The sequence below is a fragment of the Brucella sp. JSBI001 genome (assembly GCF_026014005.1).
GTDB classification, from domain to species: domain Bacteria; phylum Pseudomonadota; class Alphaproteobacteria; order Rhizobiales; family Rhizobiaceae; genus Brucella; species Brucella anthropi.
The window spans coordinates 613,464-636,658 of record NZ_CP110339.1 but is presented as its reverse complement, the minus strand read 5'-3'; the positions used below and the strand labels follow the sequence as shown (position 1 = coordinate 636,658).

The window sequence follows — 23,195 nt, the reverse complement described above, 5'->3', positions numbered from 1 at the left end:
AAATGCGGTTTCATTAAGATGTTCGCGCTTGCTAGTCCGGCAGGAGTATAAGCGGTTATTCTATGGCTATCACCCAGTCCCACCGAAATCCGTTTCTGCCGTGCTCCCATCGGTAACCGTAAGGATTGCAGACGATGCGGCTTTGGCCGACCTGAACGTCAAAGGCATGATGCGTATGGCCACAGATCCACAAATCCGGGGCCTGTTCGGAATGCAGGATGTCATTAAAGGCTTCGGCACCACAGGCGAACAGAAAATTGGCGTCTTGGCCTGCATAGGCGGGCGGCGTGCAATCAGGATGCGGCATATGGTGGGTCAGCACCACAGTGCGGCCATCAAACGGTTCTGCCAGCTTTTTTCGAATGTAAGCTGCATCTGAACGATGCAGCTCCAGCATATCCTCCGGCGTGAACCGTTTGCCATTCTGCATGGAGATGGCATGAAAATCATTGAGCATCTGACGCGCCATCAGCATTCGCTGTCGAAGTTCAGACTTCGCGGCGAGTTTCATCAGGAAATCGACCCATAGGCTTGCGCCAATGAAGCGCGTATTGCCGATAATCACCTCATTCGCATCAAGACAAGAAAACGGTTGTGGCCATTGCAGAGAAAGCGCCTCGATTGCCCTGATCGTCTGCCTGTCGCTTTCAAGCGAACGGTCCCGGTCGTTCATAATCCACTTGTTCTGATAAAATTCGTGATTTCCGGGGACATAGATAATAGGCTTCTCGTAGCGTCTGATCAGGAATTCCAGCGTTATGTGTAGATCTGGTGCCGCATTGAGATCGCCGGCAATCATGATCACATCGCAGTCCGGTGCTTCTTTACGGGATGGATAGGCAACATCCTGCAGTTCATTATGCACGTCAGACCAGATCCAGAGTTTCATGCCGCTCCCCCTCTATTCCTTTTGGTAATCTCGAAGCCGTTTTCGTGTCCGGTTTTTCATGACAGGCCCCCGCGTCTCTGGCAGGCGTGCAGAGACGTCGATACCGGCTGCATGTCGGTTGTTATTGTGCTGTCTGATCAGCTTCATTCTGTCTCATTGGCCTATGTCTTTTTGGCCAAGCCGATAAAAGCGACTGAAGGTGCGGGCATAATTTCTGTCGAGATCGAGTAACCAGAGCTCGGACGTGATGCCATTGGGCACGATGTAACCAAGATGAGGATGTTCGAATAATACGCCCTCCAGGCACGTTGCCCGCCGCGCGCTCAGCTTCCAGTTGGTGATCGCTGGCGAAATTGTCAGTATCCGCTCATCCGGATAATCACCCTGGAATATCCGCTCGAGATCATCGACCAGAGCTTTCAGCATCCTGATTTCGAGTTCGAGCTGTTCGCGATTGTATTTTCCGTTTTCGATTATGACTGTCATGACGTGTTCCTGATGTATGAAAAAATGAGGGATCGTTCGGGCGCGCAACAACGCGCCCGGGGATTGGCGTTTCCTGAAGTTCAACGCCTCTGATCCGTGTCGAACGACAAAGCTGGCCGTTCAGCGGGAATTAGATGCCGGCTGACTATTCGCCGTGCAGCAGATACTCTGTTGTCGACACCCGACTATTTTCGCGATGGTACCCGCTCTCACCGGTTTGCCGTTAACCGATAATTGAAAAGGCTGATGTCCCTCTTCGACGGTGCCGTAGCAATTAACCGGCGCTAGGCCAACGGATAACGGAGAAGTCCGTGATAGCTGCTTCCGTCAGCACACGCGGCCAGTGCCCCGCTTGCCCCAGCGCGACACGGCACCAGGCGTCAGGATTTGATCTTGCGGTAAAGACATCCGGTCGAGTGCTTCGACGGCAATCGTCGCAATCTCTTCATCGATCAGACGCGCTTGTTCAGCTTCAGTTTTCGCGAATGTGTCGCCGAGCCAAATGATGAGCTCTTCACGAAGCGCTTCTTGCACGCCCAGCACTTTTTCCGCAATTCCGTCTTTGCCGATCAAGCTATCGAGATCCGACAATGCCCAGATGCCCTTTTCGCATTGGCTTTCGCTCAGGAGCGGATCGATCAGCGCGAAATCGTAGTGATCAATATCAACGCCATAATATTGTTGCGCAAGCCGCCCCCACAATGCTGATGTGTTCGATGCTTCAATGCGCCACTGATCCAGAGCCCTTTTATGCGTGCTAATGCCGTAGACCATGCTCAACATAAGTAGTCGTGCGTTCTCAGCATCATAGTGCACGAGATCAAAAGCATATGGTCCTGTCGGGAGTGCTGATGTAGTAGTCTCGATATCAGTTTTAGCCGGAGCAGATTTGGACGCGACGGCCTCGACCACATGATTAAATGTATCACGCGTGATTGGCATCGAGCGTCTCGGTTCCTTATCGTCAGAAACCTTCACGCGCGCCAATGCTTCTTCAATCAGACCTACAATCTTTTCTCCTTTGTTCCAAAGTGCCCAGCGGCAGATCTGCGCTGATAAAGCGCGCTTCTGGCTAGCTCTGTCAGGGGCTTGGTCAATCTGGTGAAAAAGCCATGACAGATGCAACGCCGCGTTTAATTCACGTGTGTAGCTGCGCTGCGGGATTTTGTTTTCGATCAAGTCGATGTAGCCAACGACGGTTTCTGCAAACATAAGTCCTCCTTCCCCAGAGCGATGCAATCGCCCGAGCTGAATGGTGTGAAGTGTTGGTCGCGCTTGCCATTGCAAGCGGCGTCAGTTTTTGAAGACAGCAAAGCCGTGACGTTGCGCAAAAACGCAGACGACCAGAGTGTCAAAATGGAAAATTGGGAGTTCGGGTTTTAAAGAGCGCCGAACGCGTCAGAAGCGGAAATTATTTCCGTTGAGGAGCCACAAAGCCGATAAGATTATCAGGCCCGAGATCTTTTAATCTGGGATAAATGTCGATAATAACCAGCATAGCTTGGCTCCTGTTGTTGGCAGGCTAAGTTAGTCTCCATTCTGGTGTTACCAGCACCCGGATGGAGGCGCCTGATCAATCAGGCAAGGTGACTATTGCAGGATCTGAATTTGGCTGCAAGGATCCGGAACAAAAAAAGATCCCAATCGAGAATTTTTATCTAAGTCCCGGATATCACCGGCTTCTTTCGATTGGGAGTGTCATAAAGTTTGTGTATCAGGAACGGCCCATGCTGTTGATACTCAAGCGACGAAGCGCTCGTTGAACATTATGGCGAACTGATTTCTGGCTGCAAACCATTCCCGTACATTTCTCCCATCTTTTTCAAAGCCCCTGATCGCCAGGTAAATCAGCTTGGTTGCCGCTTCGTCGGTTGGAAACGATCCGCGTGTCTTGATCGATTTGCGGATGACGCGGTTCAGGCTTTCTATGGCATTCGTGGTGTAGATGATCTTGCGGATAGCCGGATCAAACGCAAAGAAGGGGATGACCTCCTGCCAGGCTCTCCGCCACGCGGGAGCGATGGATGCATATTTGTCGGCCCATTTTGCCTCGAAACAATCAAGCTCGATAGCTGCCATTTCGGCATTCGTCGCCTCGTAAATCCGCCGCAGATCAGCTGCTACGAGCTTGCGATCCTTCCATGAGCAGAAGTTCAGGCTATGGCGCACCAGATGCACAATGCATGTCTGAACCATCGTTTCGGGAAAGGCGGCCGTGATCGCGTCAGGAAAGCCCTTCAGACCATCTACGACCGCGATCAGAATATCCTGAACACCCCGGTTTTTCAGCTCGTTCATCACCGAAAGCCAGAACTTGGCTCCTTCGTTTTCGGCAATCCAGAGCCCAAGAACCTCGCGTAACCCATCACGGGTGACACCCAGGGCCACGTAAACTGCCTTGTTTTTCACCATCCGACTGTCGGCATCGCGGATTTTTACGCGCAGAGCATCAAAGATGACAATCGGGTACATTCGATCCAGCGCACGGCTTTGCCATTCGCGTACTTCATCCAGAACCGCATCCGTGACCCGGCTGATCAGATCAGGGGAAACTTTCAGCCCATACAGATCAAGAAGATGAGCTTGAATGTCGCGAACCGTCAGACCGGCGGCATAGAGCCCGATGATCTTCTCATCCATCCCGTCGATCCGCGTCTGGCCCTTCTTCACCAATGCAGGCTCGAAACTGCTGTCCCGGTCGCGCGGAACCGAAACAGGCAATTCACCGTCCTCGCTTTTCAGCACCTTCTTCGTCGAGCCATTGCGTCGGTTCGTCTGGCCATCCGGTGCTTCCTTGCCTTCTTCGTAACCCAAATGCTCCGTCAGCTCCGCGCCCAGCATCCGTTCCATCAGGCGGATCTTCAGCTCTTTCATCAGACCGGCATCACCAAGCAGATCCTCAGGGCGCGTAACACCCTTCAGCAGTTCATCAAGAAGTTCTTTCGAGATTGTCATCTATGCTTCCTTTCAATGAAGCATAGGCCGATTGCCTATTACACAGAAGATCGGACACTCTCTTTCGATTTCGCGCTTGCGGCTTCAAAAGCGAGTAGCCGTAAGGCTTCTGTATCGGTCAACGACAGATCTGGACGATTAGAAACAAGGTAAAAGTTATCTACAGGCGGGACCTCAGCCCCCATTTTAACAGCAGGCCAGAGCGCTCATTGAGCGAAGCGTCCCTGCCCGATATCTCGCCGGGAACAAAGCATAGATAAAAAAACTTCGATGCTGAATACGTTTCGGCCTTACTTTCAAACGACGTTTGCCGCTGAATCGGGCAAATTGCCTCGGGTAACTCTCTTCTCGAATTCTGAATCGGATTACTGCAAATTATTTCGATTTGAAACGCGTTGCCGATAAATCGAAATGACGTGCCCGCACATTGCGCACCCCAACCGGACTGCCATTTCATACTCGAGATTTCCGATTCATCTGCAAACGGCGTTTTACGAAGTAATGGGGGGAGAACAGACAAAAGGGGACAAACGCCGTTTGCGAAACGATCCAGTTGAAATCAGGCAGCCACAGTTTTGGAAGCCATATTCATTGTTCCGGGTCGTCGGCATGTCCATGAGGCATCAGATGCACTTTGCGTCGGAAATCCCAACCCCTTTTAGTGTATCTGTCAATCAGATCATCAATGACATCCAATGAAGCGTCTTTATCGAAGCCCTGATCTGCCAGCCCATCAAGCAGCAGATCAATCAGCTTCTCCATCCCGTCTTGGTTGCCAGACTTCATCGCTTTGGCAATCATGAAATGCAGGAACACCCGAGCAACATCATCTCGTGTCGGTTTACGCTCTGCTCTCATGCGATCCCGATATTCTTTCTGCCGCTCGCGCTGTTTGCGCAAGCGTTCTGCCTGCTGCTTGCTCGATGCCATTTCACCCCCAGTTGCCCGCTAACAATTAAATTATGAGCCCGAAACCTGTCGGCGCAAAGCGTTTTTCATCATCCCTGTCTACCCGCAAACAGCGTTTTCCCTTGAATCGGAAATCTCGGGATCAGCAACGTTTGCCCGGAACTTAGCAACGCTTTACCCAAGTTTTGAATCGGATTACTGCAAATTATTGCAATTTGAAATGCGTTGCTGGCAGATCAAAACAACTTGCCGACACGTTGCGGTACCCTACCCGCAACTTCGAATGAAGTACCGGGAAGTTATTGCAATTCATATCACGTACTGGGGCCGCCGATGCAAACGCCGTTTACACCATATAATATATTTTCCCCGGCCTATTTCCGAAACACGGATCTGCTACGCTTTCCGTTCTGTTCGATGGATGCCTCCCACGTTGATAATAGATATAGCGCGACACCTAACGACGTCGCGCTGTTTTCTTAATTACGAATTGCGACGCCGGGACGGCTGCTCTTTTTCTTTTCCAAACCAGGGCGCTGGTTCTTTTGCCTCGACATACGACAGCAAGCGTAAGGGCTGTGGTTGCAGATGCCCCGTAATACCGGATACACGGAGATTGCTTTTTTCATCACCGTCAAGCTGGCAATGTTCGTATAACGTGTCTCTCCCTCCGTTCGGCCCAGATGCCCGGTAATGTCTTCCATGATCGACATTTCTATCCCCTTCTGTTTCAGCGTGTTGCTGAAACCGTGGCGCAGGGCATGGATTGCGCGACTCCAAAGCTGATCACCAAGCCCCGTTTCCGCTTTCAGCAAAGGGACAAAGCTCTTATAGAAACGATCACCGGTATCGTTCTTGCGTCTTGGAGCGACCAATTCCGGAAATAAACATCTGTGTCCGAGTTCCTTCAAACGCTTTGCGTAGTTGATAAAACCCAGGCGGATAAGCTCATCTGGTACGGGGAGATCGCGTTCTGATTGGAGGTTCTTCAATCCTCGGAGCTCATTTTTCCGAATTTTGATAGACCACATACCCTCATCCTTTGCGTAAACCACATCATCAACCATGAGGCCCGTAAATTCGGCGCGTCTTGCGCCCAGATATGCGTAGAGCATTGGCACGTAATAAAGGGACGAATGATATACGGCCTGCCCGAGCTCCCGCATTTCCTGCGGCATCGGCCCGGCACAACCGGCGAACACTGGAAGCTGGAAGATCGGTTCAACCTGCTCAGGGCCGGGTTTAGCAGTCAGCGCCCGAACGGATGCGAGGCTGCGTTTCTTCGGCTTGATCCCTTTGAACGTGAATGCCCGCAACGTGAAACCTGACGCGACAAGATGGTTCAGGAACTGTTCGAGATTACCAAGGTGACGCCTGATTGTTCCAGTCGACAAGCCGACCTTGGGTGCTGGCAAATTAAGCTTTTGTGCGCGGATTACTTCCCGTTCTGTCGCCTCACGTAATTGCACGGTCGTCATTGCCACGTAACGCGAACTACTTCCCCATCTGGCAAGGATGTTATTGAAATGCTGGCGCAATGCCGCCAAGTGGGTCTGATTAATGGTGCTACTCGTGAGAACATTGTGCTCGTCCAGAATACCGCAGAAAATGCGAACGACTGTCTTGACGTCGCTTGCCGTGTCTTCGTTCCAGTTCTCACGGTTGTTGGCAATCAAAAGGTCGCACTGCTTCATGAATTGCTTCACTGGCAAGTCCTGCCCAGTAAGCCCCAGCATGTCAGCTGCTGATACAGGAATAGGACATTCCACGACCGGCTGTGGCTGTGGCTGTGGCTGTGGCTGTGGCTGTGGCTGTGGCTGTGGCTGTGGCTGTGGCTGTGGCTGTGGAATGATATCCGACACAGGTTCCACGTTTACAACCGAAACAATTGGTGCTGGCTGGATGGGGGCTGGTTCAGCCTGCTCGTCTGGATAATCGATGAGATAGCGATCATCGATGCTCAGCAGTACATCAGCACGCGCTTTAAAATACTCGGCCTTCGCTTTTTCGAAATTCAGGATCGAATACGCGAGACCATGCTCCTGCATGAGCGCTCTCAGTTCACCAGCAAAGCGTGATGATTCTGCGTATTCTCGCTCTCCACAATATGTTGTAACGATGCCTTGATGCAGGCTCTGCGGGACGTTTGCTTTTTCGAGAACACGCCAGCCCAGACAGGATGCATCTTCAAACAGGATCCGACGGGTGCCAAATTTTTCCAGAAGCCTATAGGCCCAACCTGCTTCCAGATCGGAACGAATATTATCAATGTGATGGAAGCCTACCGTCGTGCTCCTGCTGGCAGCCTGCAGGTTGTCCATATGATCATTCATCCGCGCGATTTCGGATTGGAACAATCCTTCAAGAGCTTCTTTCGACATCAATACACTTCGCGGGTTCTCTGCAATTTCATAAAGCATAAGATTGAGCTTGCGGGCCATGTAGCCTGCTTGTCGATGATCAGATTGTTTGAGGCTGAAAGCAAGGTGACGCGAGCCAATATTGCGTCCCAGATGTGCCGGAAGGCGCGCACGCCAGTAAAAAATATTTCCGCGCCTTTGAAGATTCTGAACCTGATGTCTGATTGCCATAATGAACTTGCCGTTTGGAGCCACGAGACAAACCGACCAAGGCGAATCGATATGTGTCATAGCTCTGTGTCACAGTTTTGTGCACAGTCGGCGAAATGGAAAAAATCTTGAGGATTCCCAGCTGGGAAAACATTAAGTAAAATCAACAAGATATTGATTTTACACGTGATTCATGGCTGGGGCGCCTGGATTCGAACCAGGGAATGGCGGTACCAAAAACCGCTGCCTTACCGCTTGGCTACGCCCCAACAAATCAAACCAAAGCAATCTGTTGCGCGGCCTTATAGCCGCTTCGAAACCCGAGCGCAATCGCCTAATCACGAAATACCGCATAAGCTTACAGGCCCTGTGAACAACGTTTTCAACCGCCTATCGTCGCTACTTGTTCTCTAAAACAAAACCGTCGATTTGCGTCTGACTTCAAAGCTGCTACTCCCTACGGACGGGTGTATTTTCGGTGTTCGCTATGCTGTTTTTGTTGATTTCGTCTCTCGTCAGCGCTGCCTTGTGCGGCATCGGTCTCTATCTACTCAACCGGCTCTTGCCCGAGCGCTTTCTCGCGGCTCGTATGAGTTCTCGTTCCAATCATACGACGGTAGCGCGGCAGATCGGCGGGCTGGCGCTTGTTCCCGCTATCATCACGACACTGCTCGTCTTTGCACCGGACCTAGAAATCAATGCCCATCTGGCGCTTTGTCTATCCGGGGCGTCGCTGTTGCTTTGGATCGTCGGTGGACTGGATGACCGTTATGAGCTTTCAGAAATCATCAGACTGGGATCACAGTTCATCGCTGCCGGACTGGTTGTCTACGGTTTGGGATCGGATTTCCGGGTATTGCCGGACCTCCTGCCCCACTGGCTTGAGGTGATTCTTGTCGTCTTTGCACTGGTGGTGTCAATCAATGTGACCAACTTCATGGACGGTCTCGATCTCATGACCGCAGCTGGTATAGGGATTCCGCTGGCTGGCACCGGGATTCTGGCCGCTCTCGGTCTGGCCGGACTGGAAAGTGGCGGCATCGGCATCATCGCGGCGGGCGGAGTTCTGGGGTTCGCCCTCTTCAACCGTCCGCCCGCAACTATTTTTCTGGGTGATTCAGGAAGTTTGCCGCTCGGCTTAATCACCGGCACAGCGCTGATCCTGCTCGCGCGCGAAACGCATATCGCCGTCGCACTGATCCTGCCGCTTTATTATATTCTGGATGCAGGCACGACCATCGTGATGCGGTTAAGTCAGGGTGAGAATATTCTGAAAGCACATTCCAAACATGCCTATCAGGCAGCGAAACGCTCCGGCTGGAGCGTGCTCAAAGTGATTGGCCATGTAGCGCTTTTGAATGTGATTCTTGTTGCCTGCGCCGTTGCGCTGCTTGCTCTGGACCACACAATCACCCAGGTCGCTTTCCTGCTCGTGGCAATTGTCGCAACACTGGTTATGCTGCTGGATTTTCGCGGGCGCTTCAGGAAGTTATAACGTCGAACAGAACCTTGCGAACCGCATCAAGATCACCACTTTCCATCGCAATACGAAGTGCAGTGAGGCTGGCCGGAACATCAACCTCAGCCTTCTTGCCCCGAGGAGCGCGCATTATCTTGGGGTGGCGCGTCGGCTTTGCCTGCGCAGGGTCGTAGAAGAGTTCTTCATACATCTTCTCGCCTTCGCGAATCCCCGTCGTCTCAATGGCAATATCGCCGTGCGGGTTTTCGTCGTTTCGAACGGTCAGCCCTGCCAGTAGGATCATGTTCTCTGCCAGGTCGCGGATCTTCACCGGCTCGCCCATCTCCAGAAGAACCGTATCGCCGGACGCGGCAATGCCGCCAGACTGTACAATAAGCTCGGCGGCTTCCTTGATCGACATGAAGTAGCGGGTCATGTCCTCATGCGTCAGCGTAATCGGACCACCATTGGCGATCTGTTCGCGGAAGAGCGGAACGACCGAACCGTTCGATCCCAGCACATTGCCGAAACGGACAGAATAGAATGCCTTCTTCTTTCCGGATTGTTCAGCCAGCATACCGCAATAATAGACGACCAACTCGGCCCAGCGCTTGGTTGCACCCATCACATTCGTTGGTCGCACCGCCTTGTCGGACGAGATGAGCACCATGCGCTCGACATCGGTGTTGAGAGCGGCCTGAGCCACTTCCAGCGTGCCGAACACATTGTTGAAAATACCGACCAACGGGTTTTTCTCGACCAGCGGCACATGTTTGTAAGCCGCACAATGATAGACCGTATCGACATTGTGGTCGCGAATGGCATTCTCGACGCAGTCCCGGTTGCTGACTGTCCCCAGGATCGGCACGATCTCGCAACTGGCTATCTGCCTCAACTGCCGGTCGATGTTGTAAAGCGCGAATTCACTCGACTCGAACAGGACAATACAGGCCGGGTTCCATTGCGCAATGGTGCGGCAGAGCTGGCTGCCGATGGAGCCGCCAGCTCCCGTCACCATAATACGTCGGCCCTCGACTACTTCTCGCAACAAAGCTGCATCCGGCGGCACGGGCGAACGCCCGAGCAGATCGTCGATCTCCACATTGCGCAGCGAACTGACCAGATATTTCCCGGCCGTCAAATCAGCGATCGGCGGAAGAATACGTGTACTGACAGGAAGGCGCCCGAGGAGCCGCGCGAAATCCTGACGCTGTTTCTGTTCCAGCGCGGGTTCAGATACAACTACCTGCTTGATACCGTAATTTTCAATCAAGGCAGGAATGTCTTCCACCCCGTAGACACGCAGTCCGATAATATCCATGCCGCTGAGCTGGCCATCCGGATCGACAAAGCCGACCACCAATGTGTCGCTGTGGCTGCGGAGCGCCGTTGCGAGCTGTCGAGCTGGTTCGCCCACGCCGATGATCAGTGCTGAACTCGTATAACGTTTATCCGACTCGTAACTGCGCAAAAGCCATTTCGCACCGAAACGGCTGGCCGATATGAACACCGTGCTCAAAAGCCAGTAGAGCAATGGAACCGAACGCGGCAGACCGGTACTACCGTAAAGTTCCATTAGGAAGACGAGCGCAACCCAGAAAAGCGCGGCAATGGCGGTAGCCTGGAAAATCGGCCAGATCGCCCGTTCAGCCAGATAACGGATAATAGCGCGGTAAAGTCCAAACCGAACGAAAACCGGAATTGCCAGAACGGGCGCGATGAAAATCAGGAATGTCTGCCCTTCGTTCGGTACAAAAACGAAGCCAAGACGAATGACAAACGCCAGATAGGCACTCAGCAACAGCAGAACACAGTCGCTCAGCATCAGAATGATCTGTTTGCTGGCGCGGGGCAAAAGCGCCAGTCTCTGCCATGGATATTTCAAACTCATACGCGTGTTATCCCGCTCTCCCACGGAGAGAAATACCGGAACGATTCCAGCGCCATAAGGCTAGTCTTACTACTAATGGGGACTAAAGCTTAGTCAATCCCTTCGCCGCTTGCTGCACGCCGCAGCGGCGAAGCATTTTAATTTCTCGGCACCGTTAACATGAGTCTTCCGGCAGAACTATATCAATTGCCGTTTCAGAGGCTTAACAAGCATCTTTTGGCTAAATTACGGCCCGTAAACTGTATCCTGGTAACAGTGTGGGCCAATCCGCCGCACTCTATCTCTCTGTTTTACGCATATCTTTATCCCAAAATCGGTTCCCACGTTCGGAAGACATGCTTTAAGCAATGACAGTGCCGCTGCGAATACTGCGCCAGGTCGCGCCGTCAGAATAGGCCATTTCAGCACCGGATGGAGCGTTGGTCACGAATATCATTGCGCCCGCACCGTGACTTCCGGCAGAGCGTAACTCCGCGACGGCATAAGATGCCGGGCGGATGGGGCCATCGACATGAAGCCGGGTCTGTGGCCAGATTGAGCCTACTGCAACATTGCCGGTCGCGTGATCGATCTTTATCGCCTCACGCCATTGCCCGGTATCGCTGCTTACCTTCACGCTGAAATCATTGCTGCCATTCAACCCCATCTCGGCAAAGCCGGTCCAGTTGGTCTGATACAGAAGGCTTGCGGTATCACTAACCGCCTGCTTGTTCACCTTCCCCTGCTGGCCTGCACCGGCATTGTTGAACAGGCTGGCATCCGCCATCAATGAAAGATGCTATTGCGCCGCCTTTTCCTGCCCATGCCCCGGCAGCAGCCGCAGCCACGAGATAGCGATCTCCACTGACAGGTGTTTCCGGCGCTTCGGCTCGATTCCGCGACTTGACGCTCAGATGCACGACGGCATCTAGCAGCCGCAATGCCTCATTATGAGTGACATGTTTCTGCGCCTGACTGGGCAGAATATAGGGCATTTGCAGATTTGGGGTTTGGTCCATGAACAACTCCTCGCATTGGGTAATGCGAGGAGTCTAGTTCGTCTGCCCGAAAAGGGGATAAGTCCGGATCAGCTTCCACGATACGTTGAATAGGACCACGGGCTGACAAGCAAAGGCACGTGGTAGTTTCCGTCGACATCGGCGATTGCGAAGCGGATCGGAATAAGATCGAGAAACGGCGGATTGGCTTGTTCCGCACCGCGCCCCTCAAAATATTCGGCAACATGGAACTGTAACTCGTAAATGCCAGTGCGCAATTCATCGCCGGAAAGCAATGGAGCATCCGTACGTCCGTCAAGATTGGTCACCGTGCGCTTGATCAGTTCGGGAGCGCCGTTTACGCCAATACGATAAAGTTCGACACGCATCGCCGCCGCAGGGCTGCCATGGGCAGTGTCGAGAACATGCGTGGAAAGTTTACCCATAATATCCCTCGATAAAGCTCAGGCAGGTTTTGTTGTTTCAATGCGGTATGTGGTGTCGGAGAAGAAAAACTCCTCCAGATTGTCTTCCTTGCCTGCCCGGTCGACAATCAGAAAATCAGACTTCTGCTCAAGCGCCAAGAGCGGGTGGTGCCACACATTGCGCAGATAATTGACGCCCTGATCACCGCGCGCAAGGAAAACACGCAGACCTGCAGGTTTGCCACCGTCATCCTCGGCGACCACCACGAGGAAGGGCCTGCCGTTCAACGGAACAAATGCCTGTGAACCGAATGGATGACGTTCCATCATGACAATGTCGATTGGCGCTTCGAACGACTGCCCCCGGAAAATATTGATGAGAACCCTTGCTTCGGTGCCAGCGGCTTCGACGCGCGCTAGATCGTGGTATCGCTCGGTCGTGCCATTGTTGATCAGGCGAAGCTCGGCCCCTTTAGTCTCGATGACATCGCCAAACGGCGCAAAAGCTTCTTTTGTCAGCGGTTCAATCACCAGAGTTTCGACGTGCAAATCATCCTCCCCGTAAAAGCAGATTTCTTATAGTGACAAAGCTTGGTGATGTGACTTCTGTCAATTGCGAAGCAGTTTCAACCGAAACAAGAAAAAGCCGGGCCAAAGACCCGGCTTTCAACATGTAAAACTGATAAAAATTCAACGCTTCAGGAGCGACATCACTGCAGGCACGCCACATGCAGCGAGTGCGAGCTTCACGAGATCGCCGACGATAAAGGCGCCGAAGCCGAAGGCAATGGCTTTTTCCAGACCGAAGAGGTAAGCCATCCAGCCTGCCCCCATTAGCAAAATAACAGCTTCTGCAAGCAACATTGCACCGCCGAGAGCGAGTGGGTTGCGTGCCAGTCCCTTGTCGGCAGCGCGCCCGACGATCCAGGCCGCAGCAAGATAGGAGAGCAGATATCCGCCCGTCGGGCCAACCATATAGGCAAGGCCGATGCCCTTCTCCGGCGTCCCGGTGAAGACTGGCATACCAAGCGTGCCTTCAAGCAGATAAAGAGCAACTGTCGCCACGGCGAGCCGCGAACCGTACAGAGCTGAAATTGCAAAGAGAGCGAAAGTCTGCATGGTCACGTTGACATAGACCAGATCGACTTTGATCTTGGCGGAAATGGTAAGAACAGCCGTTCCGATCAGCGCAAGCCCGACAAACCAGAAAGCACGAGCCAGTTGTCTGGTGGGCAGATATTCTGCGGCGAGAGAGGCCGTGGCGACGCGAGACTTTGCTCTATGAGGCATATCCAACTCCACTTTTAACGCGCTGACAGACACCGGAATGCGAAATTCTCCGGAATCTGCCCGCTGACGCGATTGTCAGCGCGCGTGACTGTTCACGTTTGCAACCCGACTATATAAGGCCTATGCCGTTTCATCAATCAAACCAAAGAAGAATGGAAGCCGCTTCAATGGCGCTTGTTTTCGACAGCAGTTTCACGCCCCAATATGGGAAACCGGTTGAACTGAGTAAAGGCATTTTGCGCCTCACCGTCAACAATCCGAGCGCTTTCACCTTTTACGGCACCAACAGCTATATTATCGGCAGGGATACGCTGGCGATCATCGATCCCGGCCCGGAAGATGAAGCGCATTATAATGCCTTGATCGCAGCCGTAGCCGGTCGCCCGGTCAGCCATATCTTCGTCAGCCATACCCACCGCGACCATTCACCTTTGGCGCAGCGCCTGAAGGTAAAACTTAGCGCCCGCACCGTTGCCGAGGGACCGCATCGCCCTGCCCGCCCGTATTATGCGGGCGAAACAAACCTGCTCGAGGCAAGCGCCGATACGGAGTTCGTTCCGGATATAGCGCTGGCCGATGGAAGCATGATCGAAGGCGATGGCTGGGCTTTGGAAGGGATTCACACACCCGGACATGCCGCCAACCACATGGCGTTCGGCTTGAAGGGAACGGGCGTTCTTTTTTCCGCAGACCATGTCATGGCATGGGCGACATCCATCGTCGCACCGCCTGACGGCTCGATGAATGACTATATGGTCTCGCTGGAAAAGCTGCTGGCACGCGATGACAAGGTCTATCTGCCGGGGCATGGCGGCGCTGTGACCAAGCCTGCCACCTTCGTTCGCGGCCTGCGTGCCCATCGCAAGATGCGCGAACGTGCCATTCTAGAGCGTGTTCTTCAGGGGGACCGGACAATCGGCGACATGGTGAAAGTGATCTATCGCGACACCGATCCGCGATTGCATGGTGCGGCTGCGCTGTCCGTGCTGGCGCATCTAGAAGATCTGGTTGGACGTGGCGAGGTCACGACCGATGGCCATCCATCGCTCGACAGTATCTATCTTCCTGGCTGATTATTCCACGTCAGCGGGAGCCTTGTTGACCTCGCCTTCCAGCGCTCCCAGAAAATCGGTTATGAAACCGGCATTCTGCCCCATATCGCGTTTGCCATAGCGTGACAGTGAACGCACATCGACATAGGTGGTTTCGCCTTCGTCAAGCAGCCGGATAACGATATCGCTTTTCAGGCCCAGAATGAAACTGTGCGCCGTCACTGCAAATCGCGTGGTGTTCTGTTCCGGCGAAGAAGCATTACGCGCCATCTCCTGCCATCCGAAAGTCCTGAGAACCGTCTCGACCCCTTGCGCAACGCGGTCGGGTGCGGCTTCATAGCGGCGTCCAACCACATCAGGATAGGCGGTCAACTGGGTCAGCGCATCGCCACTCACGGCCACTGTCAGCGGGTTCATCCATTGAAGGCGTGGCGGCATGTTGGACGGGAATTGCGGCGGCGTCTCGAAATCGGTGGAGATGTCGTAAAGCGGCGGAGAGAGATACCACAGTGACGTTACCAGCCCGACTGGAAGCAACACCGCAAAAGCGAATATACCGCCCCAGAAGGAGCGCGCGCCGCCCTTGTCGCCATTGATCCAGAGATTGCGAAAACCTTTGGCCGAGCAGAGAAGGGCCAGAGCGGCGAGACCGGTGCTCAATCCGGCGAGTAGCATCAAGTCAGGTGTCTCCAGTGTCCAGAAGCGATGCAGAAGAAACGCCATCGCAAGCAGCACAAGCGCAAAAACACCAAACCGAAGCGCCCAAACCGCAGAGCGCGACTGACGCCGCTGGTAGCGAAGTTTTCTCATGCAGTCTCCGAGAGCATTTCCAGCTTATACTGAATCATTGGAGCCGCTCTGTCTCTCTGTTTTCACGCAGTATGAATAGCAGAGAGATTTTCGCTCGGCAAAACTTCGACGTAGCAATTCAAATGCCCCGCCTGGCTTGAACATGGTGGGGCACTTTTCTTGGCATTATCATTTAGAGCGGTTTCGGTCAAAACGGGGTTGCTGGAACCGCTCCCAATATTTGTTTCGTCGCACGGTCCTACGCAAAACCGCTTCGCACTTTTGCTGGAAATGCTCTAATAACGCGCATCTTTCGGCTTTTTCATGTTCGGCCAGTCCTTCACCTTGCCTGCGAAATCGGGGCGCGGCATGTGAGTGAAATATTCCGACACATCAATGGCTTCCTGATCGGTCAGAACACCGCCCTGCCCGATGGGCAGATTGTAGTTCTGTGCGGGCGGCATCGCATATTTGACGAATTGTGCCGCCTTGTAGGTCCGTGCCATCCCGGCGCCGATATTGAAGCTTTCATCGCCCCAAAGCGGCGGGAAGATATAGTCACCGGCCTGATCCTTCATGCCCTCACCGCCCGCACCATGACAGGTCGAACATTGTGCGGCGTAGATTCTGGCGCCATTTTCCGGATCGGGAGCAAGGCTTTCGTCGATGGGACCGGCATTGCGGATCGCCACTTTCGTACCCTTCTTCACGTCCTGTCCTAGCCAGTCCAAATAGGCGATCATGGCCCTCATGTCGGCTCCATCAGGCGGCAGCGGCTTGCCGTTCATCGATCGCTGGAAGCAGCCATTGATGCGCATCACCAGATCGACTTCCTTGCCTGCGCGGGGCATGACGGCGGGATAGAAATTGCTGGTATTGATATAGGAGGCAACGTTATCCATCTTGCCCTGCCCCATGTGGCAGGAATTGCAGTTCAGGCCGTTGCCGACATTGTCGGGCAAAAGCCGCGCCGTTTCGTTGAGCAGCCGCTTGCCGTGCATGATCTCGGGTGCGTTCGGCTGCTTGAGAATGTCCCGGTCCGGCGGGATGACATAGGTTCCGACCTGATTTTTTTCCTTATCCAGAACCGCATAGGCCATCGGAGCTGGAGCATCCAGCGAGGGCCGCAGGTGATTGAAGAGGAACGCGCCGCCCGTTACTGCCACGGCAAAACCGGCACCAAGAACGACAATCGTACTGGTTTTCATTGCTTGTTCTCCGGAACGTAATGGACGGGCTTGTGAGCGATTTCACGGCGCATGCGCGAGATATCCTGCTCCGTTATTGCAGCGCCGTGGTTGCCCCAACCATTGCGAATGAAGTTGAGGATTTCGGCGACCTGCCAGTTCGGAAGATTGGCGAAACCCGGCATGGTGAAAGCCATCCTGTCCGCAGGCGTGTCAGGCGTCCTGCCCCCGGTCAGAGTGACCTGAATGAGCGAGCTTGGATCATCGGCAAAGACAATTGAATTCCCGGCGAGTGTCGGATAGATGCGCGGTGCACCCTTGCCGTCCATACGGTGGCAGACCGAACATTGCTCGACATAGGACAGTGCGCCCGGTGCACTGAAATCTCCCGCCTTAAGCGCCGCCGTCGTCACATCTTCCATCGGCTGCCATTCACGCTCACGACCTTCGCTCGGCGGCAGCGACTTGAGATAACGGGCAATTGCACGCAAATCATCTTCCGCAAGATATTGGGTTGAATGCTGCACGACATCGGCCATCGAACCGAACGCCGCTGTGCGATCAGTGCGCCCGGTCTTGAGGAAGGTGACGATCTCATCTTCGGCCCAGGTCGAAAGCCCTGTATCCTGATCGCGCAGGTTCTTCGCATACCAGCCTTCCAGAACCGAACCGGACAGGAACTTGCCCTTCGGATCGTTCTTCACCGCTTTTTCTTCATAGGCGAGACCACGAGGCGTATGACACGCGCCGCAATGACCGAGCCCCTCGACCAGATAAGCGCCGCGGGCGATCACCGGATCGGTATCGGCTGCAATTTCGAACGGACGCGAGTTTCCAAAGAAAAGCTGCCAGTAGGCGAGCGGCCACCGCATGTTGGTTGGCCACGGCAAGGTGCTGGGCTGGTTTTCCTGCTCTACCGGCTCCACCTTCGACATGAAGAACGCATAGAGCGCTTTCATGTCCTCGTCATTCACGACCGTATAGGAGACAAACGGCATTGCCGGATAAAGATGAACGTCATCCCGGCGTACACCCTGCCGCACCGCGCGCTCGAACTCGGTATAGCTGTAGCCACCGATGCCGGTTTTTCCGTCTGGCGTGATGTTCGTGGAATAAATCGTGCCAAGCGGCGTCTGCATGCCAAGCCCGCCCGCAAACGCCTTGCCTCCCGGAGCCGTATGGCACGCAGCGCAGTCGCCCGCATGGGCGACATACTCGCCTTTCTCGATCAAAGCCGTGTTGGTGACATCGACGGTGGCTTCGTGTTTCGCCGTCAGCCAATGGGGTGTTGAAAGCGCAAAGAGCCAGGCTGCAGCTAGCGCACCCGCGCCGCCGACCGCCGCTTTCCAGATCAGTTTCATGTGCCCTCCGACACCAATTCCCTTGTGATGAGGAGAACGTCGAAGATTCGTGAGGAAATGGCATTGACCGCGATCAAAACCAGCTGGGAGGAATGTTTAGCGATCTACAAAAGCAATAGCTAATGCACGCTTAGCGTGCTTGATAGATCAGGCAAATCGCATTAGGGGCAGCACCCTCCGGAGCGCAATACGGTCTGATTACGTCAGATCAGCGCTCCAATTGTTTGTTCAACACGCATCTGATCCGAAAATCGCTTCCCACTTTTCGAGATGCGTTCTTAGCCTGCAAAAATCACCAGCTTTAAGAATAAGTGAGAAAAAGCTAGGTAAATCAAATAAAAAGGCATTGCAGCAACCGCTAACAGAAGGCATGATTGCGTATGTGGGGGCTTATATTGCAATCGTCGGAGAGGACGGAATGGATCGCGCCCTTCAAAATGGCAACCAGTCATCGAACGGCACAACCGCAGAGGATGCGATGACGCTCGAAGCCGTCGAATTGGAGTTTGCGCTTGGAGCCATCGACGTCCTTATCGAAGGTTTTGATTCCGCGCTCGCCAAGGCCGCGGAACGCGTTGGCGGTGAAGTTCTGTTCAATATGCCTGCTGTTGACACCAGCGAAGCACAACGCATCGGTGCAATTGCTATTGCCGGGCAACCGGAAGATCAGGTTATCTTCGTCACATTGCGCAACGACGGCACGACGCTGTCCGTTGAACCGCCAACGGGCGAAAATGCAGTCTTTGAAAGCCTTGGCCGCAACTATGCCGCGGTCATGAAAAGTCTTTCCCCGAAGGAAAAAGTCAACGGCGCCTGAACGGGATTATTTCGGCGCTGCAGGCTTCGGAACCCCCGCATGAAGATTGTGTGGAGCGACCGGGTTGAGCGTCATCGTCGTCTCGATATCCTTAAGACGTACGAATTTCATTCCCTTTGCTTTCAAGGCCAGAACGCCTTTGGCCACCCCCTCGCCCGCTGAGCGCGTTGGCTGGTTGATATGCGAGATGATGACATCGCCATCACGCGCGGCGGCGATGCGGCGCTCAACCGTCGGCGCCAGCAACGAGGCCCCTTGATCACCATTCAGCGAATAACCGCCGATCTTGTAGCCCATGCTTATCGCAAGCTTGATCGCATCGGTCGAATAACGGGCCGTCGCATCACGATACCAAACGGGCTTCGACACTCCGGCATCAGTGATCGCCGTCGCGCCGCCATCGATTTCCAGATGGACCGCCTCAAGTGACCCTGCCGTCTTGATACCATACATTTTCGGCTCGTTCGTGATGGCCGGAATATGCATTGCGCCATGGTTCTCGATATCGAACAGATCGGCATTGGCTTTTAGAACCGCCATGGCTGCAGGATTCTGCTTTATCCATCGTCCGGTCACGAAGATCGTCGCTGGAATACGGTTTTGCACCAGCATATCGAGTATCCGGTGATCGGTCTTGCCCATGCAGGCATCAAGCGTCAGCGCCACCTGGGGCGATGCGGCGCCACCACGTGCAATATGCAATTGTGGCTCAACGATTTTGATCGTGTCGTGGCTGGGGTTGTTCTCCGCACGCTCCTGCGGCGAGATATCATAGGCACTGGCAATGCTGGTCGTGACGAGAATGACGGCTCCTGCCGCAGCAATACAACGAAGCATAACAATATCTTCTAAAAATGGCTTAACTACCAGAGACTACTCCGGTAGCTAAGCCAAATTGTGGTATGCTGTCAAACCTTGCGTATAGCCGACTGTGCCGCGGCAAGACGGGCAATCGGCACGCGGAACGGCGAACAGGAAACATAGTCGAGACCTGTCTTTTCGCAGAATGCGATCGACGCCGGATCACCACCATGCTCGCCGCAAATGCCGAGCTTCAGTTTCTCGCGGGTCTTTCGTCCGCGTTCGGCGGCGATTTTCACTAATTCGCCAACGCCTTCGAGATCAAGCGACACGAACGGGTCCTGTTCGATCACGCCACGCTGCTGATAGGAGGTCAGGAACGACGACGCATCGTCGCGTGAAATGCCGAATGTCGTTTGCGTCAAATCATTGGTGCCAAACGAGAAGAACTCAGCCGTTTCGGCGATTTCTGCTGCGCGCAAGGCCGCGCGCGGCAGTTCGATCATCGTGCCGACCATATAGTCGATCTTGACGCCTGCCTCGGCCATGACTTCCTTGGCAACGGCATCGATGCGTGCCTTGACGAAATCCAGTTCGGCTTTCAGTCCGACCAGCGGCACCATCACTTCCGGCACCACATGTTCACCGGTTTTCCTGCCTGCCTCGACAGCAGCTTCAAAAATCGCCCGCGCCTGCATTTCCGCAATTTCCGGATAGGATACAGCCAGACGGCAGCCGCGATGGCCCAGCATCGGGTTGAATTCATGCAGGGCATCAGCGCGCTCGCGCAGCTTTGCCGCATCGACACCCATCGATCGGGCAACCTCTGCGACTTCCTCGTCCGTATGTGGCAGGAACTCGTGCAATGGTGGGTCGAGCAGGCGGATCGTGACGGGAAGTCCCTTCATGATCTCGAAAAGTTCGACGAAATCCGAACGCTGCATCGGCAAAAGCTTTGCGAGAGCCGTGCGGCGGCCTTCTTCATTGTCCGAAAGGATCATTTCGCGCATGGCGACGATCCGGCTTCCGTCGAAGAACATGTGTTCAGTACGGCAGAGGCCTATGCCTTCTGCACCAAACGAACGCGCCGTGCGGGCATCCGCCGGGGTTTCTGCATTGGCGCGAACCTTCATCCGGCGGGTCCGGTCAGCCCATTCCATCAGCCTGCCGAAATCGCCGGAAAGCTCGGGCTGCAGCATGGCCACAGCGCCTTTCAGGACCTGCCCGGTGCCACCATCAACGGTAACGACATCGCCCTTCTTGAAGGTCTGGCCTGCTGCAAGCATGACGCCATTGCGATAGTCGACGCGAAGCGACCCCGCTCCGGAAACGCATGGCTTGCCCATGCCGCGTGCGACAACAGCTGCGTGACTGGTCATGCCGCCTCGCGTCGTCAGAATGCCTTCTGCCGCGTGCATGCCGTGAATATCTTCCGGGCTGGTCTCGATGCGAACAAGAATGACCTTACGGCCCTCCGACTTTGCCTGTTCGGCTTCTTCCGAAGAGAAGACGATTTCGCCTGTTGCAGCGCCCGGCGATGCCGGGAGGCCCTGACCAATGATCTGGCGCTCCGCACGCGGGTCAATGGTCGGGTGCAGAAGCTGGTCAAGCGCTGCCGGATCGACACGCAGAACCGCTTCTTCCTCAGAAATGAGGCCTTCGCCTGCCATTTCGACGGCCATCTTCAACGCCGCCTTTGCGGTGCGCTTGCCCGAACGGGTCTGGAGCATCCACAATTTGCCACGTTCGATGGTGAATTCGAGGTCCTGCATGTCACGATAATGCTGCTCCAGCCGGTCAGCAACCTTGAGGAATTCAGCGAAGGCTTCCGGCATTACCTTTTCAAGCGATGGCTTGTCGGAACCGGCCGCAATGCGCGCTTCTTCGGTGATGTTCTGCGGCGTGCGAATACCGGCAACGACATCTTCACCCTGCGCATTGACGAGGAACTCGCCGTAAAGCTTCTTCTCGCCTGTCGAAGGATTGCGTGTGAAAGCAACGCCAGTCGCAGAGGTTTCACCCATGTTGCCGAACACCATGGCTTGCACGTTAACCGCCGTGCCCCAGGCCGCGGGGATATTGTGCAAGCGCCGATAGGTAATGGCGCGCGCATTCATCCAGCTTGAGAAGACGGCGCCGATAGCGCCCCATAGCTGTTCGCGCGGGTCTTGCGGGAAAGGCTGGCCTAGCTCTTCCTCGACCTTGGCCTTGTAGAATCCGATGACATCCTTCCAGTTCTCGGCCGTCAGCGCCGTATCGACCTCGACGCCGAGATCGGCCTTCTTGTCTTCCAGAATTTCTTCGAAGAAGCCATGATCGACGCCCAGCACGACATCCGAATACATCTGGATGAAGCGACGGTAACTGTCATAGGCAAAACGCTCGTCACCCGCCTCAAGGGCGATGGCCTGCACGGTCTCGTCGTTGAGGCCCAGATTGAGCACTGTATCCATCATGCCCGGCATGGAAGCACGGGCACCGGAGCGCACCGACACCAGAAGCGGCTTTTCGGTATCGCCGAAATTGCGCCCCGTCACTTTCGCGATATGGGCTAGCGCTGCCTGAACCTGATCAATCAATTCGGCCGGATAGGTGCGATCATGATCGTAATAATAGGTGCAGACTTCGGTCGTAATCGTAAAGCCTGGAGGCACCGGGAGACCAAGGCTGCTCATTTCAGCCAGGTTCGCCCCCTTGCCGCCGAGAAGATTACGGTCGCTTGCCGCACCTTCTGCCTTGCCGTCGCCGAACGTGTACACCCACTTCGCCATCATGGCCTCCTTGATGCAGGACCGGCTCATAGAAAGCTTGCAACAATTGCAAGCACTCCCAGAACCTGCTCCTCGTTGCTTATGCGATCCGTAAGCCCGCTGCCAACCAAAAAAGACGAGCCGCGACAATAGAATCGATTAGAGGCGTGCTCAGGCAGCAGAGGCGCCACAACGGATTGGCATTACTGATCACGTGCACCGCGCCCAAGACAATGCAAGCGAAAGATAAAACTCTCGACAGGAATGGCGCGAGACCGGTGCCGGTCGAAAGCAACCAGAGATTTTTTCCGGCCTTCAGATTGTCATAGAGCGGCGTGCAATGAAGATTGAAAGGAGAATTTAAGCCCGTTCACCGGGTGATCCAGAAGACTTACAGGCAGCAGGAAACGGCACCTGCGAGAGCCATCCATCGTGAATCCAACTTATTTTCCAGGCGGCAAAGGTTCTCAACTGACTAGTCCTGAAGAAAATTAATTTTTTAATGGAGTTTAAAATGAGCGCCTATTCACATCAGTAGCTAGAAACAGACGAGCGTTGACCAGATAGTTTATGAAGGGATCTTTGTC

18 protein-coding genes, 1 tRNA gene and 2 pseudogenes are annotated in these 23,195 nt (G+C 54.3%); 3 read left to right on the top strand and 18 right to left on the bottom strand.

Going from position 1 to position 23,195, the window contains the following annotated elements; genetic code table 11:
• Window positions 1-55 precede the first annotated feature (55 nt).
• The 7 genes from LJ361_RS02955 to LJ361_RS02925 all read right to left on the bottom strand — a co-directional run bounded on the left by LJ361_RS02955 (window position 56) and on the right by LJ361_RS02925 (window position 8,078).
• A complete protein-coding gene (locus tag LJ361_RS02955) occupies window positions 56-889 on the bottom strand; it encodes a metallophosphoesterase (RefSeq protein WP_264812652.1) in 834 nt (277 codons plus the stop codon).
• Between the two features lie 153 nt (window positions 890-1,042).
• Window positions 1,043-1,375: a hypothetical protein gene (locus LJ361_RS02950; RefSeq protein WP_264812651.1), complete on the bottom strand. Its 333-nt coding sequence runs from the start codon at window positions 1,373-1,375 to the stop codon at window positions 1,043-1,045.
• A gap of 327 nt (window positions 1,376-1,702) precedes the next feature.
• Window positions 1,703-2,587 carry a hypothetical protein gene (locus tag LJ361_RS02945; protein WP_264812650.1) on the bottom strand — a complete coding sequence of 295 codons (885 nt, stop codon included), beginning with the start codon at window positions 2,585-2,587 and terminating at the stop codon, window positions 1,703-1,705.
• Between the two features lie 528 nt (window positions 2,588-3,115).
• Window positions 3,116-4,330 (bottom strand): IS256 family transposase, encoded by a 1,215-nt coding sequence (locus tag LJ361_RS02940; protein WP_264812647.1) that lies wholly within the window; start codon window positions 4,328-4,330, stop codon window positions 3,116-3,118.
• A gap of 588 nt (window positions 4,331-4,918) precedes the next feature.
• Window positions 4,919-5,260 (bottom strand): hypothetical protein, encoded by a 342-nt coding sequence (locus tag LJ361_RS02935; protein ID WP_264812645.1) that lies wholly within the window; start codon window positions 5,258-5,260, stop codon window positions 4,919-4,921.
• 458 nt (window positions 5,261-5,718) lie between these two features.
• A complete protein-coding gene (locus LJ361_RS02930) occupies window positions 5,719-7,890 on the bottom strand; it encodes a DUF6538 domain-containing protein (RefSeq protein ID WP_264812644.1) in 2,172 nt (723 codons plus the stop codon).
• A gap of 113 nt (window positions 7,891-8,003) precedes the next feature.
• Window positions 8,004-8,078, bottom strand: a tRNA-Gln gene (locus LJ361_RS02925).
• A 218-nt stretch (window positions 8,079-8,296) separates the two neighbouring features.
• Between LJ361_RS02925 and LJ361_RS02920 the strand changes: the two genes are divergently transcribed.
• Window positions 8,297-9,304: an MraY family glycosyltransferase gene (locus LJ361_RS02920; protein ID WP_264812643.1), complete on the top strand. Its 1,008-nt coding sequence runs from the start codon at window positions 8,297-8,299 to the stop codon at window positions 9,302-9,304.
• Here LJ361_RS02920 and LJ361_RS02915 read toward each other — a convergent pair.
• From LJ361_RS02915 to LJ361_RS02895, 5 genes and pseudogenes are all read right to left on the bottom strand, one after another.
• Complete coding sequence (locus tag LJ361_RS02915; protein WP_264812642.1) at window positions 9,291-11,159, bottom strand: polysaccharide biosynthesis protein; 1,869 nt, start codon at window positions 11,157-11,159, stop codon at window positions 9,291-9,293. The genes LJ361_RS02920 and LJ361_RS02915 overlap by 14 nt on opposite strands.
• A gap of 340 nt (window positions 11,160-11,499) precedes the next feature.
• Window positions 11,500-12,157, bottom strand: a pseudogene (locus LJ361_RS02910) (DUF2793 domain-containing protein).
• A gap of 68 nt (window positions 12,158-12,225) precedes the next feature.
• On the bottom strand, window positions 12,226-12,582 hold the full coding sequence (gene uraH, locus LJ361_RS02905) for a hydroxyisourate hydrolase (RefSeq protein WP_264812641.1): 357 nt from the start codon (window positions 12,580-12,582) through the stop codon (window positions 12,226-12,228).
• 18 nt (window positions 12,583-12,600) lie between these two features.
• Window positions 12,601-13,110 (bottom strand): ureidoglycolate lyase, encoded by a 510-nt coding sequence (locus LJ361_RS02900; protein WP_264812640.1) that lies wholly within the window; start codon window positions 13,108-13,110, stop codon window positions 12,601-12,603.
• 141 nt (window positions 13,111-13,251) lie between these two features.
• Window positions 13,252-13,851, bottom strand: coding sequence for a biotin transporter BioY (locus tag LJ361_RS02895; protein WP_264812639.1), 600 nt, complete (start codon window positions 13,849-13,851; stop codon window positions 13,252-13,254).
• 167 nt (window positions 13,852-14,018) lie between these two features.
• Here LJ361_RS02895 and LJ361_RS02890 point away from each other — a divergent pair, with 167 nt between their 5' ends.
• Window positions 14,019-14,924: an MBL fold metallo-hydrolase gene (locus LJ361_RS02890; RefSeq protein ID WP_264812638.1), complete on the top strand. Its 906-nt coding sequence runs from the start codon at window positions 14,019-14,021 to the stop codon at window positions 14,922-14,924.
• Here the strand turns inward: LJ361_RS02890 and LJ361_RS02885 are convergent, their stop codons facing one another.
• The 3 genes from LJ361_RS02885 to LJ361_RS02875 form a co-directional block, all read right to left on the bottom strand.
• Window positions 14,925-15,713, bottom strand: coding sequence for a DUF1499 domain-containing protein (locus tag LJ361_RS02885; protein ID WP_264812636.1), 789 nt, complete (start codon window positions 15,711-15,713; stop codon window positions 14,925-14,927).
• 275 nt (window positions 15,714-15,988) lie between these two features.
• A complete protein-coding gene (locus tag LJ361_RS02880) occupies window positions 15,989-16,900 on the bottom strand; it encodes a c-type cytochrome (protein ID WP_036578016.1) in 912 nt (303 codons plus the stop codon).
• A complete protein-coding gene (locus LJ361_RS02875; RefSeq protein ID WP_264812634.1) occupies window positions 16,897-18,240 on the bottom strand; it encodes a c-type cytochrome in 1,344 nt (447 codons plus the stop codon). Before LJ361_RS02875 ends, LJ361_RS02880 begins: the two co-directional genes overlap by 4 nt.
• Window positions 18,241-18,658: 418 nt before the next feature.
• Between LJ361_RS02875 and LJ361_RS02870 the strand changes: the two genes are divergently transcribed.
• Window positions 18,659-19,057 (top strand): hypothetical protein, encoded by a 399-nt coding sequence (locus LJ361_RS02870; RefSeq protein ID WP_264812633.1) that lies wholly within the window; start codon window positions 18,659-18,661, stop codon window positions 19,055-19,057.
• A 6-nt stretch (window positions 19,058-19,063) separates the two neighbouring features.
• Here the strand turns inward: LJ361_RS02870 and LJ361_RS02865 are convergent, their stop codons facing one another.
• The 3 genes and pseudogenes from LJ361_RS02865 to LJ361_RS02855 all read right to left on the bottom strand — a co-directional run.
• Entirely contained in the window at window positions 19,064-19,894 is an 831-nt protein-coding gene (locus LJ361_RS02865) for a polysaccharide deacetylase family protein (protein ID WP_264812631.1), read from the bottom strand.
• Window positions 19,895-19,965: 71 nt separating this feature from the next.
• On the bottom strand, window positions 19,966-22,629 hold the full coding sequence (ppdK, locus tag LJ361_RS02860; protein WP_264813571.1) for a pyruvate, phosphate dikinase: 2,664 nt from the start codon (window positions 22,627-22,629) through the stop codon (window positions 19,966-19,968).
• Between the two features lie 235 nt (window positions 22,630-22,864).
• A pseudogene (locus LJ361_RS02855) lies at window positions 22,865-22,945 on the bottom strand (ferredoxin--NADP reductase); the annotation flags it as partial.
• Between the last annotated feature and the right edge of the window lie 250 nt (window positions 22,946-23,195).